This is a genomic window from Staphylococcus pseudoxylosus (assembly GCF_003697915.1).
Taxonomy (GTDB): Bacteria; Bacillota; Bacilli; order Staphylococcales; family Staphylococcaceae; genus Staphylococcus; species Staphylococcus pseudoxylosus.
On record NZ_RCVN01000012.1, the window covers coordinates 96640 to 109933 of the forward strand.

The 13294-nt window shown below is 32.4% G+C and carries 13 protein-coding genes; 2 read left to right on the plus strand and 11 right to left on the minus strand.

Going from position 1 to position 13294, the window contains the following annotated elements; genetic code table 11:
* Positions 1–226 precede the first annotated feature (226 nt).
* Entirely contained in the window at positions 227–1063 is an 837-nt protein-coding gene (locus D9V42_RS11435; RefSeq protein ID WP_122065045.1) for a sialate O-acetylesterase, read from the minus strand.
* A gap of 205 nt (positions 1064–1268) precedes the next feature.
* Between D9V42_RS11435 and D9V42_RS11440 the strand changes: the two genes are divergently transcribed.
* Positions 1269–2120 (plus strand): NAD-dependent epimerase/dehydratase family protein, encoded by an 852-nt coding sequence (locus D9V42_RS11440; protein WP_122065047.1) that lies wholly within the window; start codon positions 1269–1271, stop codon positions 2118–2120.
* A 77-nt stretch (positions 2121–2197) separates the two neighbouring features.
* On the opposite strand, the gene D9V42_RS11445 is transcribed toward D9V42_RS11440, so the two are convergent.
* The 10 genes from D9V42_RS11445 to D9V42_RS11490 form a co-directional block, all read right to left on the minus strand.
* Positions 2198–3466, minus strand: a complete 1269-nt coding sequence (locus tag D9V42_RS11445; protein ID WP_158593190.1) for a DUF1958 domain-containing protein — start codon at positions 3464–3466, stop codon at positions 2198–2200.
* A gap of 305 nt (positions 3467–3771) precedes the next feature.
* On the minus strand, positions 3772–4725 hold the full coding sequence (locus D9V42_RS11450; protein ID WP_122065051.1) for an ornithine cyclodeaminase family protein: 954 nt from the start codon (positions 4723–4725) through the stop codon (positions 3772–3774).
* A gap of 9 nt (positions 4726–4734) precedes the next feature.
* Positions 4735–5154: a hypothetical protein gene (locus tag D9V42_RS11455; protein ID WP_122065053.1), complete on the minus strand. Its 420-nt coding sequence runs from the start codon at positions 5152–5154 to the stop codon at positions 4735–4737.
* Between the two features lie 102 nt (positions 5155–5256).
* Entirely contained in the window at positions 5257–6033 is a 777-nt protein-coding gene (locus D9V42_RS11460) for a 3-hydroxybutyrate dehydrogenase (protein ID WP_122065055.1), read from the minus strand.
* A gap of 9 nt (positions 6034–6042) precedes the next feature.
* Positions 6043–6690, minus strand: a complete 648-nt coding sequence (locus tag D9V42_RS11465) for a 3-oxoacid CoA-transferase subunit B (protein ID WP_122065057.1) — start codon at positions 6688–6690, stop codon at positions 6043–6045.
* Entirely contained in the window at positions 6683–7387 is a 705-nt protein-coding gene (locus tag D9V42_RS11470) for a CoA transferase subunit A (RefSeq protein WP_122065059.1), read from the minus strand. The genes D9V42_RS11465 and D9V42_RS11470 overlap by 8 nt, the downstream gene beginning before the upstream one ends.
* Positions 7388–7562: 175 nt before the next feature.
* Positions 7563–8516 carry an accessory Sec system protein Asp2 gene (locus D9V42_RS11475; RefSeq protein WP_122065061.1) on the minus strand — a complete coding sequence of 318 codons (954 nt, stop codon included), beginning with the start codon at positions 8514–8516 and terminating at the stop codon, positions 7563–7565.
* Position 8517: 1 nt separating this feature from the next.
* The gene (locus tag D9V42_RS11480; protein ID WP_122065063.1) at positions 8518–10863 is read right to left on the minus strand and encodes a CDP-glycerol glycerophosphotransferase family protein; all 2346 of its coding nucleotides are present in this window, start codon (positions 10861–10863) and stop codon (positions 8518–8520) included.
* Positions 10864–11247: 384 nt separating this feature from the next.
* A complete protein-coding gene (locus tag D9V42_RS11485; RefSeq protein WP_107554882.1) occupies positions 11248–11751 on the minus strand; it encodes a GNAT family N-acetyltransferase in 504 nt (167 codons plus the stop codon).
* A 24-nt stretch (positions 11752–11775) separates the two neighbouring features.
* Positions 11776–12348: a GNAT family N-acetyltransferase gene (locus D9V42_RS11490; RefSeq protein ID WP_107530601.1), complete on the minus strand. Its 573-nt coding sequence runs from the start codon at positions 12346–12348 to the stop codon at positions 11776–11778.
* Between the two features lie 252 nt (positions 12349–12600).
* Here D9V42_RS11490 and D9V42_RS11495 point away from each other — a divergent pair, with 252 nt between their 5' ends.
* A complete protein-coding gene (locus D9V42_RS11495) occupies positions 12601–13065 on the plus strand; it encodes a hypothetical protein (protein WP_107554884.1) in 465 nt (154 codons plus the stop codon).
* Positions 13066–13294: the final 229 nt, after the last annotated feature.

Genomic DNA, 13294 nt, shown 5'->3' on the forward strand with positions numbered 1-13294 from the left:
ATACATTCTTTATACTTTATCATTTAGTTTGTTAGTCATCAATATAATTTTGTTATATTCTTTAAAATACATATCTTCTAATACTAAATTCAATCAATCTACATTTCTAAATAAAAAATAATATTATACACAACTAAAAATAAACAAAAAAAGAAGAACCTTTTCTTTTTAATAAGGTTCTTCTTTCATTATTTACTTATTTATCACTTATAGAATTGGACTTATATCACAATTTGGATATCAGAGAAACAAACTTCTCATAAGTAATTTCATTTTTGGAGAACTGAGCAACAAGCATATACATTTGTTCGTTTTTTGTATGTTCTTGTTTATATAATAGTGTGTCAGCTTGTGTTTCTGCTGGTAATGGATGAATAACGTGTTCACATTTTGAAAATGCTTGATAGTAACGCATACCAAAGAGACGTTGAGAAACTGCATTGATATGAATAGCGTCTGAATTAGAAGCTAACCCTTCGGCTGTAACATAATAGCAATTGTCTTTTTCTTCAGCCGTTTGCTGTAACGCCTTATTAATTGCTTTATATTCTATGGCACTTTGACCAAATGCTGATTTTCCTAAGAAATCTGGAAGTAAACCTAACACAAATGGTACTTCCGGCACATTTAACGTTGTTCTAAAATGATCAATAAGTTCATTTAATTTTGAAGCATATGTTTGATATTGTTGATTTAAACTATCACTCTCACCTTGATGCCATAATATGCCTACTATTTCACTGGTTTCTTGTGCAAATTGTGCTTCAGTAATAGCATGCCTAGCAAGTACATGCTCTGGATTCCAATCATCTATAGAGGTTCCACCATCTGCACAAGGTATCAAGCCTATCGTTTCATTAGGATGGTCATCTAACCACAACTTAGCAAATGAGGCAGCTGGTCCAACACCAGCTACAGAACGATCACTATGAATCGGTTCATCCATCATTTGCCACCTACCATTTTTAAGTACCATAATACGCTCATCTAAAATAGGCGAAACATCTTCCAAGTAACCTCGCCCTGCCATATTTGACTGTCCTATTAGCAATATTGATTTCATATTAAAACTTCCTAACTTAATTACGTATTTGTTATAAGCATCATACTATATTCAAGTAGTTAAGAAAATGAATTGCTTTAAAATTCCACACTGTTATAAAGCTGTTAATCCTCTCTTAGTACAATACATTTTCACCTAAAAGTGTTTACGTATCGTAAAAAAAGTGAATTTAATTATTAATATTCACATATCGGAGGATGTAACTATGACAAGCATATTTGTTACTGGAGCGACAGGATTAATAGGTACTAAATTAACACAGAGACTATTAGAAGAAGGATATCAAGTTGCTGGATTTACGACATCACAACAAGGAAAGTCAAAACTCGTTGATAATGGTATTGAGGCATACATTGGAGATATTTTAAAATATGATACAGTAGAATCTGCAATAGCCGATTATCAACCAGATATTATTATGAATGAAATTACAGATTTAAAAAATGTAGATATGGGAGCCAATACAAGGGTTAGAATTGAAGGAACTCAAAATCTTGTCGAGGCCGCTTTGAAAAATGGCGTAAAACATATGCAATCTCAAAGTATTGCTTTTACTTATAAAGGTGGTAATACGTTAGCAACAGAGGATACACCTCTTGATTACAATGCCACAGGCAATCGTAAAATCACAGTTGACGGTGTTGAGGGTTTAGAACGCGAAACTTCACGTATTGAAAATGATGTTGTACTTCGCTACGGATTACTATACGGTCCAGGTACATGGTATGGTAAGGGCGGTATAATTTATAACTTATTTAATGAAGGAACTGTCACCATGACTGATGGTATACAATCATTTATTCATATTGATGATGCAGTAGAAGTGGCAATTCAAGCATTAAACTTTGAGTCAGGTATTTATAATATCGTGGATGATGAACCAGTTAAAGGTGATGTATGGGCACAATGGTATGCAGACTTATTAAATGTGACCCCTGAAATCAATATTCAACCTGCAGAATCGCATGAACGTGGTGCTAATAATACTAAATTTCACGACCAAGGTGGGAAACTAATTTATCCTTCATGGAAGCAAGGCATGGCCCCAATTAAATAATTAAACATTAAAAAACTCCTAAAGTTTAACTCTAGGAGTTTCTTAAATTTTTGTGGATCATTTTATTACTTACATCGCTATTTTATTTTATCTATGTTTTTTCTATTTCTAGAAATTATACATAGAATAGCGATTAAACACAGTGCAATTAATAAATACCATCCATATCGACTTACCATGTAGATATAATTTTGCTTAAGTGGTGTCACTGTAACACTTGGTTGTTTCATATCACTTGTAAGATATTGTCGCTGAGTATCCGCAACTAATAATTGGTTATTTTTAACTTCAAACTTTATTTGTTGTCCTTTTTCTACTACATCACGTAAAGGCGTTTCGACGTTATACCATTTACCATTGATAAACTGCTTACCTTTAGGCATAACTTCTTTATATTCGAATTGATTATATACCTTATCCAATAGCGCATTGCCGAGGACGTGTCGTTTGTACTCTGAATCATCAACGTCCCAATGCCCTACTCCCATAACAACTTGTACGAGGCCAAAGTTTCCTCTATCTATTGTAGCAGTATAATTATATGCTGCTTTATCACTAGATCCAGTCTTCAATCCGTTTGTCCCTTTATATTCATGAACATCGCCTTCCAATGAATGATGATACGTATGGAAATGTTCTTCATAGGGGGTATTGGGTTTGCTGGTGTATGTAATATGTTTTGTAAAAGACGTTAAGTATGGATATGTATGCTTTAAATAAAAAGCCAATTTGGCAAAATCTCGGGCCGTCGATGAATTATCTTCATCTAAGTTACTGCCTGGTGGTAAATATTCATTTCCGACACTACGATTTTCAGCACCAAATGGATTGGTAAAATGTGTGTGCTCCATCTTGAGCATTCTAGCTTTTTGATTCATCATTGTTACAAATTTACTTGTGTCAGGTTCCACCTGTTGCATGAGCATGCGTGTTGCAACATTCGAACTAGGTACAATCAGTAAATTAATAAGCTCTTTTATAGTATATTGTGTTCCCTCATGCATGATATTATTGCTGAGTAACGGGTGATGACTAAAACGTTCGTCATCGGCAGTTACAGTCACCGCTTTATCCATGGAGAGAGAACCATCTTGAATTCTTTCTAACACAATTGATAACGTCATTAGTTTCGACATGCTTGCAGGCCTCCACGGTTTATCAATATGCTCTTCCCATAATATTCTACCTGTTTGACTGTCTGCTATAATACTACCTTTAGGCTGATAAAAATCGCTCATGTTATTACCATGTGCCCTTGTTACATCAATAGATGACTCAGCAAATACATCATTAGATTGCAATGTCACTAAAATTAAAAGAAATAATACAAATAATATGCGCTTCACTTTAACCTCCTTCATAGATATAAAATATTAACTATAATATACTATGTTTCTTTAAAGCTTAAGATATTATTTTTTTACACTTTACCACTCATTTTTGAATTCTTTATATGTTCTAGTTAGATAAAAGTGCTTATTTTTTCAATACTTCACATTGTTGACTCACTTTCTTAGGTGTAACAGCTTCAGCTTGTCCAATAACTTTATGTCCCAGACGCTTACGATACCTTGAAATTGAGTGCGCTACTAAATATATTAAAAAGTGAGCTAAAACAACAATGTGCCTTAGCTCACTTTTTAAACTTTAATTATGATTTTATCGCTTTTTGATAGAAGTAATTTGCGACCACTATATCTACAATGGCAACACCTACAGATTTAAATATCGTGATTTCATCTTCAGACACGCGCCCTTCTAACTTTGAAGCAACGATATGTCCAAGTTCACCATATAAATAATCTTGTGCAAACATACCTTCTGATACAGGATTAATTAAGTCTCCCGTCTCTTCCATTGCAGCTTCTACTGCTTCAACAACGACTTTGTCTGCATCTCCAACCGCTTCAGATGGCAATTCTTGCATGTCTGGTTTAAATGAGCCAACCGCATTTACATGCACCCCATGCGCTAAGCGTTGTTTGAACACAGGCGTTTTTGAATTAGTCGCTGTTACGATAATATCTGAACCTGCTATAGCTGTTTCAACATCATCACTAACAACTAGCTTTAAATGTTCATGGTCTTGTTGAACCCTTTTAGCAAAGTTTACTGCTTTATCATAAGTACGATTATAAAATTGTATGCGCTCAATATCTCTAACAGCTAACACCGCTTCAATAAGCCCTTGTGCTTGGTCACCCGTACCGATTACACAAAGTGTTTTCGCATTTTCTCGCGCAAGATACTGCGTAGCCACACCAGAAATGGCACCTGTCCTAATCTTAGTTAAATACGAGCCTTCTAAAACAGCTAACGTCTCACCTGTTTCATAATCCGATAGAATCACAGAGCCAACAATGGTGTTCTTACCAATTTTTGTGTTATTAGGAGCTACTGTCACAGTCTTAAGGCCCACAATCTTTAACTCATCTGAAAGTGCTGGCATAACGAGATAGCGATTATCTTCATTAAAAGGTAATGCATAACGCAGTGGGGTATTTGTCTTACCTTCAGAATATGCTTTTAGTGATTCTGCCACTGCATCAATAATCTCTTTCATATCTAATAATTCTTCCTGTTCCTGTGCATCTATATAACGCATAAGCCACCTCTAATCTGTATGATTTTCTTCATATATGTCAGTTTTAGATTCAATGAAATGCTCGAAAAATAAAAATAATGTGTATGTTACTGCAATAATAAGCACTGTTATCCAAAACAGTTTACCTTTAATAAGTAAAAAAGTCATGCCTAATCCAAGCATGAGACAAAATGCAATCATATTTTTTATAAAAATAATCCAATAATCTGTTCTTATGCCAATCCAAGTACGAACATTTTTATCTTGTGTTTTTATACCATACAATGTAATTTTCAAATTTTTAATAGTTGAATAAATAAACACTAAAATTAGTAATGCAATGATTATATTTCTATACAAATGGTTATCCATGTAATCAGACATAATAGCGCAAGCCATAGGAAAAATAATTGTAAACCAACTTGTATCATTTGCCTCTGAATTTTTCATCGAACGCTTACCTCCAATTAAACTTTACGCTGTTAACTTTAACGTAACATATTTTAATTGGAAATTATCATGAATTTAAAAATAAATTGCTCTAATGTTAAATTATTGTACTGTATAGCCTCCATCTATAAGAATCGCTTGTCCTGTTACACTTTTACCACTATCACTACATAAGAATAAAGCATAATCCGCAATATCTTTAATATCTAACAAACGCTTTTGTGGGATTAATGGATACAATATCTCTTCTAACACTTGCTCTACTTCTACGCCTCTGTCTTTTGCTAAATCTGCCATTTGATTACGTACTAAGGGTGTATCGATATAGCCAGGACAAATTGCATTCACTGTTATACCTGCTGTTGCTGTTTCCAATGCCGATACTTTTGTTAAACCGATAATCCCATGTTTCGCACTATTATACGCGGCTTTCCCTGCAAAACCTATCACACCATTAATTGAAGCCATATTTAAAATACGGCCAAAGTTTTGTCGCTTCATAATAGGCACTGCATGTTTAGTTCCGATAAAGCTCCCTGTTAACATGATATCTATCATTTGTCTAAATTTATCTGTAGGAAAAGACTCAATACTTTCAACATGTTGTAAACCAGCATTATTGAACAAAATATCTAATCGTCCATAATAAGAGACAGTCTGCTCAATCATTGATTTCACAGCTGTTTCGTCTGTAACATCTACTTGTATAGCAATACAATTATAGCCTTGTGCTTTCAATTTGTCTGTTTCTTCATTGAGCTTATCTTGATTTAAATCAACTAATACTACTTTGGCTTCATTTTCCAAAAATACTTTAGCGATGCCTAATCCTATACCACTAGCTGCCCCTGTAATAATCGTCACTTTATCTTTTACCAATTGCGCCACCTACTTTAATTCATTTTCAAAATGTGCCTCTGTACTAGCTTCTACTTGCTCCAACGTTGTATCAGGTTGCAATTCAACAAGTTTCATAATACCATTCTCAAATTTAAATACAGCTAAATCAGTAATTAATGTATTCACCACACTAGCGCCCGTCAGTGGTAGTTCACATTGAGACTTAATCTTAGATTCTCCATGTTTATTCATATGATCCATTATGACGACAACTTTTTGTGCACCAACGACTAAATCCATTGCACCACCCATTCCTTTTACTAACTTTCCAGGAATCATATAATTCGCTAGGTCTCCTGATTCTGAGACTTCCATACCACCGAGAATGGCTAAGTCAATATGACCACCGCGAATCATAGCAAACGATTCTGCATTATCAAAATAAGATGCGCCTTTTGCAGCAGTTACCGTCTCTTTACCTGCGTTAATTAAATCCGGGTCAATTTCTGCCTCTGTAGGATACGGACCAATACCGAGCAATCCATTTTCTGATTGAAAATAAACATTCTCTACGTGATCATTCATTTCGTTTGCTACTAAAGTAGGCATGCCAATACCTAAGTTAATGACCATATCACTTTTAATTTCTTGTGCTGCACGCTGAATAATTTTTTTACGTTGTAATTGCTTATCCATGGTTAGCCTCCTTAAACGTACGTTTCTCGATCCTTTTTTCAAAATGAGAGCCTAAATAAATGTAATCAACATAGACACCAGACAGGTGCACCTCATCTGGATCAATTTCACCTACTTCAACTAACTCTTCTACTTCAACTACAGTTGTTGCAGCTGCCATCGCACATAGAGGGTTAAAGTTGCGCGCGGTCTTTTCAAAGACAAGATTTCCGAAGGTATCTGCTTTTTGTGCTTTTACAATACCAAAATCGCCTTTAATTGCATGTTCCATTAAATATGTCTCTCCATCAAATTTACGTGTTTCTTTACCTTCAGCAATACGTGTACCAACACCAGTTTTAGTATAAAATGCAGGAATCCCTGCTCCACCAGCACGTAATTTTTCTGCTAATGTTCCTTGAGGTGTTAATTCAACATCTAGTTCTCCACTAATAAGTTGCTGTTCAAAAATTTTATTTTCCCCCACGTAAGAGCTAATCATTTTATCAATTTGTTTATGCTCTAATAAACGACCTAAACCAAAATCATCAACACCGCAATTATTACTAACTACCGTTAACCCCTTCGTACCTTTGTTTCGAATTGCTTCAATGCTATGTTCTGGAATACCACACAATCCAAATCCTCCTGCTAGAACAGTCATACCATCCTCTAAACGCTCAAAAGCTTTATGTATTTCTTTAATAACTTTCGACATATATTAACCTCATTTCTAAGTTTAATTTTAATACCTAGTACTAAAACAATTATACGTGAAAATACTTGCGAAGTCTTTTATTTGTGTTTGCGCTTACATTTAAGTGAAGATTATTACGCTAATAAAAAAGAGAAACTGTAATAATTCTACAATTTCTCTTATAATTTATTAATTTTTATCTACCTAATAATAGGCCATTTAACAGCATAAGTTGTTCTGGTACACTGTTGCGTGAAACGTCTGGATGATTCACAACCATATCGTCATCTAAGTTAATCTTATTAATTAACTGATTATCAATACGATTTGTTTCATCAAAATAATATTTAACATTATCGCAACAAATCACATATTTTTTTGCATCGTTTGATTGCTTCAAATGTTGCTCAATTGAAGGAACTAAATCTTCCTTTCTTAATCCTTTCATAAAGCGTCTATCATTTTGGGCTAAATTGCCACCTATATTGACGATTGGATCTACCGCTACTGTCTTAAAATCTAATGCTGCACCATGATATAGCGCACCCGTTCCACCTTTTGATCCACCGTATAGTACCACGTTTTCATCTTCAATGCCTAATTGGCTCGCTGCATATCTAATCGCATCTTGAATATCTTCTTCGTATTCTGGATAATTTGTCGTACTAATATAATGAGATCCGTGAGACACATTCAAGTCCATAATACGCATCGTATAAACATTTTTCACTAAACTTCTTTCAATACCATCAAAGAATTTAGGAAACATACGCTTAGGCATTAATGCACTATCATACTCTTGTAGATTAGGCATACAAGTGAAAATAACTAACAATTTCTTAGGGACATTTTCATTTACTTTTCTGCCTTCTGGTTCATCCAAAGTATAGAAAAGATCACGAAATTGTTTCAAATCTTTTCTTTGAAATAGCTCTTTGACATGTTTTCTTTTATAGAATTTAGAAATAGTCCCTTGATGAAAATAAAGTATATAATCATTTTTTAACAATGTCTTGTACTGTTCATGAAGCTCAGGATTTTTTCTTACCATTTCTAAATAATTTAAGTTACTTTCAGTATCTATCAATATTCTTTTATCATTATTAAAGTCAATTGGATCATTGATCCTATATATCATTTCTGTACTCATGTTATTTATCCATCCCATTACTATTAGTTTCTTTAAAAACAGTCTTTAATATTTGTTGCGAACTTTCTTTACTATCTTTTGAAATCAGTCGGTTCACGATTTTTGAATAATCCATATAATGCATGCCTTTAAGTTGCAGCGCGAGTTTTTCTTCATCTAAAGAAACGATTGGGAAGTGTCCTAATTCAAAAATATTAAAGTAGAAGCCAATATCTTTCTGATACATTTCTACATCTTCTTGTAATAACAGAATAGGCTTATTTAAATGTGCAAAGTCAAAGATAGTTGATGAATAATCAGTAATCATCGTTTCACAAAGAATATATAATTCTTGAATATCTACAAATTCATTATAAAAACAATGTATTCTAGCATCTAAACTATTATATTTACTTCTGAGCATGCCTTCGTTTGGATGTAATTTCACAATGATTTCATATTCCTTAGGAAGATATTCTAATAATTTCACTAAATCAATACTTGTTAAATTTTCTCTTTCTTTTTTTCTCCATGTTGGACAGAACAAAATATATTTCTTATCTTCGTTCGTCGTAAATAAATATTTTCTTTGTAATTTCTTACGTTCATCGTTAGTTACTTGATTAAGTAAATATTCATTTCGAGGAGCACCGTAGTCTAAAATTTGCAGATTTTTATTTTCTTTTAAATTAAATGCCGATTCAAGTAACATCGTATTCATTTTTGAAGATGTTAATAAATAGTCCCATTTTTTCATACGTGGCCTGAATTGTTTTAATTGATCTTTGCGTTCTTTTTCGTCTCCTAAATCATTGACCATTTTTTTCAACGGGAAGCCATGCCAAGTTTGTACAAACACTTGATCCGGATGTTTATATACTTTATCCCACGAATTGCTATTCATAAAGACATACTTACATTGCCTAAATTTAGTTTTGTATTCTTCAGTTCCAAAGCGTATAGGTTTAAAACCGTAGTTTCTAATTTCAATGTCTACTAAAGAATTAGCTGAACTAACAAAAATATTTTTTTGTGGATAGTTTTTTTTAATACTGAGTGCGATATATTTAGGGTCCCCACTAAAATTATTACCATGGAACGATTCAATAAATACATTACTCTCTTTTGGTTCTATACCATCTAATATTTTCTTACTTAGTCTTTCTTTACGGTTATTATAATATTTTTTTAACCCTTCGAAGAAAATGTTATTTTTTAACACCTTACTTAAAAAAGGTTTTTCTTTTAAATCTTTATATAAAACTCTACCACTATCTAGTTTTTCAATTTTATTTTTAGGTTGAAGGCGTACTCTTTTTCTATATTTTGTTGGAACAAGCGGACGTTTGTTTTGAGACGCTTTTTTAAATAGTTTTAAATATTGGTTGCTGTATTCACTATCAAGAAATTCTGTATTTAAATTTTCAACATCTGTTAGTCTATTTTCTTTTGAATATTTATTATTTAACATTGAAAGTAATAGTTTGCTGTCCCTAGAAAGGTTTTTTTCTAAAAATTGAATACCCTCGTATTTGTCATAAACTTCTCTAAGTACATCATCATTACCAGGGTAGATAAGTGCTCTATTTCCTCTAGCTAATGTTTCTAAAATTGAATATCCTAACGTTTCATACGGTGATGAGGAAATATAAATATAATTTAATGGTTCTTTCTCATTTATATGTATATTATCTTGTAAGTTGTAATAATTTACGAGGTTCTTATATAAGGCTTCTGATGGACCATAACCAACAATATAAAGTTGAATATCGTCTCTTTCAGTGTTTTTAATAATATAATTCACCAATTTGATTACATATGAAATATCTTTAATGCCATCTTCAAAGCGTGCTTTGATTAAAAGGTTTCTTTTCGTATTTATTGGTTCTTTATTAATTTTAATATGTTCTGCATTAACGTATTTGTTAAATACTGATTTATAGTTATATTTACAAATAAACCTCTGTTTAATGCCTTCTGTACTAACTCTCACACCATCTATTGCTTCTAAGCAAAGGTCTATTGAATCATCTATATATTCCATTGGTCCATGTATTTCTCCAATGACCTTAGTTGATTTATTAATCGCTTTGACGTCTTTGGCGTAATGGAATAAATCTTCTCTTGTTATAATTAATACATCACATTTAGATAATAGCTTTATATCTCTAAATTTATATATCTTTAAATTTTCATTATCAATAGCTTCATGTATAAACAAACGTGTAATAGCATCTTGATCAAAGTCTAAATTATTAAAGTAATTAACTGTATATCCTTGCTTTAAAAAGGATTTAATCAAATTAATATTACTTCTTGAAGTTCCACCTTTAGCAAAAATATTAAATCCCAAAATATTGATATTCATAAACGCATCCTCCATTCATTTATTATTTCGCCCTTATGAACATTTCACTCTTATAATAAAAAAAATACCGAAAAAGTCATTTGGGTTATATTATACTGTATTATTTTATTAAAATCTATATTTTTTACAATAAATATAGATTCACTTTCAGATTAAAATTTCACTGAAAACAAGAATTTTTATTTATTAGATTCTAATTAATCTCTATTTTTTTCTTAAAAATTTTAAATGTGTTCATTAGTAATTTGGTTTCTTACACAAATTGAAGTAATCCCACATGCTTTACGACAGTTAAAACGACAAAAACACCGACAAAAGTCATAAGACTCCTGTCGGTGTTTTTACAAGCGGATCATTTAAATCATGCTTTATATTTTGTAATTATTAGGCGATTTCAATTTGGAAACGACGTACTACTGTTCCATCATCTAACGTTGAAGCTTCGATTTCTTCCCCACCATTGTGTTGAATGACTGCCGCTGAAGCTTCGTTTTCCTTATCGCATGTTATCAATGCTTCTTGTACACCAATTCTTGATAAATAATCTAAAGATTTTTTCAATAATTTATTACCAAAACCTTTGCCACGGTGTTTCTTTCGGATGCCGTAGCCAACATGGCCACCAACTGTTTTCAGTTGCTCATTTAAATTATGACGAATATTTGCAGCACCAATAATCTCATCATCATCGATTAAAAACAGCGTCGTATTATCTACCGAGGCATCATGAGATTTATTGTCTGCTAATTCATGTACTAAATCTTCAAAGTTATTATACTTTGTAATGTTAGTGATTTCAGGTACAACTTTTTCATCGTGATCAATCCACTCTCTCATATAATCACAATACATCATTTCGTCTCCCATTGTTAACTCTCTAAACTCCATGTTGACACTCCTTCCTTTCTTGGTTTATGTTTTTAAAATTTCATCATGTGTATTTAAATAATAAACGTAATGGTCTGTCCATTGACCATTTTCAAATATAAATCCCTTACGGACACATTCAAATTGGAATCCTACTTTTTCAATTAAATTCACAGACCTTGGGTTATCGATATTGATATGGGCCTCAACTCTATGAAAATTCAGTGTGTCGCGGCTTTGTTTAATTAATTCTGTTAATGCTTCATAAGCATACCCTTGCTGCCAATGTTGGTTATGAATAAAATAGCCAATCTCTGCCCACTGAAAATGATCACGACTTAAGTTTTTAATATTAAGCATACCTAAATGATTATGTGCCTTATCAAAGATGCCAAAGATATATAAATCATCCGATTTAATTGCCTCTTGATGTCTAGTTACCATAGCTGCAAACCAAGGTTCGGTGGCATCTGACATATCTAATTGACCCTTGTCATGTTTATATTGAGATGGTTTTCTATTTACAAAACCTCGTAACCATGATTCATAATCATTTTCTTCCAACGGTCTAATGATAAGACGTTGTGTTGTGAAATGCAACCATAAATTTTTATCCATTAACTTAGCCCCTTATAACACGTTTCTTTAACATAAACATACCATTTAAACAGGTGAAGTTATAGTTATTTCTTTATCATCAAAAATTGAATCTAATACAGTATTATTAATATATTACCTTTTTACTGTGCGTTAAAACTTTCTTTAAAGGGTATATAAATTAATGAAAGCGCAATCATCATTAATTATAGCATGCCATATATTTACTTAATATAAGCCAATAGAGATTTGATATCTTAGGAGGTTGTTATTATGAATAAAACAGATACTTCAAAAATTTTCTTTATGTTTTTCGGTATTTTGTCATGGTTGTCAGCGATGATTCTATTTATTTTACCTACACTTCCACCTTACCAAGATTACATTAAAACTCAAGGTGGTATGGCAACAGGATGGATTATTTTGTTACTTGTGTTTATCACACTATTTTACATTGCCATTTTAATACTGGATATTTATAGTCCGATTGCTACACAAGTGGTTCAATTTGTTTTATTAACCGTTGTTATTGTCTGTGCTGTACCATCAATAACAGCATTTATCCTAGCATCTTTTGTTATTAATATTAGTATCGTTGAAATATTCATTCCAATTATACTTGTAATTTTAGCAAGTATGCTCCATATTCTATGGTTTGCAATTCCTTTTATGCAAAATAAAGAAAACAGAGAGAATACTAAAAATAAAGCAAAAACAAATCCGTTTAAACAACAATAACCCCCACAGAACCATTACAATAAAGCATTACTTTTATAAAGCACCACTGCTATATAGAACCACTGCTATATAGAACCACTGCTATAAAGAACCACTGCTAAATTTATTTAGTTAGTGGTTCTTACACATGAGCTTTTGCTCAGGTGTTCCACTTTCGTTAGTTAGTGGTTCTTACACATGAGCCTTGCTCAGGTGTTCCACTTTCGTTAGTTAGTGGTTCTTACACATG

Coding starts and splice junctions, on each gene's coding strand:
- D9V42_RS11435 (WP_122065045.1), bottom strand. CDS start 1,063: ATGAAATCAATATTGCTAATAGGACAGTCAAATATGGCAGGGCGAGGT.
- D9V42_RS11440 (WP_122065047.1), top strand. CDS start 1,269: ATGACAAGCATATTTGTTACTGGAGCGACAGGATTAATAGGTACTAAA.
- D9V42_RS11450 (WP_122065051.1), bottom strand. CDS start 4,725: ATGCGTTATATAGATGCACAGGAACAGGAAGAATTATTAGATATGAAA.
- D9V42_RS11455 (WP_122065053.1), bottom strand. CDS start 5,154: ATGAAAAATTCAGAGGCAAATGATACAAGTTGGTTTACAATTATTTTT.
- D9V42_RS11465 (WP_122065057.1), bottom strand. CDS start 6,690: ATGGATAAGCAATTACAACGTAAAAAAATTATTCAGCGTGCAGCACAA.
- D9V42_RS11470 (WP_122065059.1), bottom strand. CDS start 7,387: ATGTCGAAAGTTATTAAAGAAATACATAAAGCTTTTGAGCGTTTAGAG.
- D9V42_RS11475 (WP_122065061.1), bottom strand. CDS start 8,516: ATGAGTACAGAAATGATATATAGGATCAATGATCCAATTGACTTTAAT.
- D9V42_RS11480 (WP_122065063.1), bottom strand. CDS start 10,863: ATGAATATCAATATTTTGGGATTTAATATTTTTGCTAAAGGTGGAACT.
- D9V42_RS11485 (WP_107554882.1), bottom strand. CDS start 11,751: ATGGAGTTTAGAGAGTTAACAATGGGAGACGAAATGATGTATTGTGAT.
- D9V42_RS11490 (WP_107530601.1), bottom strand. CDS start 12,348: ATGGATAAAAATTTATGGTTGCATTTCACAACACAACGTCTTATCATT.
- D9V42_RS11495 (WP_107554884.1), top strand. CDS start 12,601: ATGAATAAAACAGATACTTCAAAAATTTTCTTTATGTTTTTCGGTATT.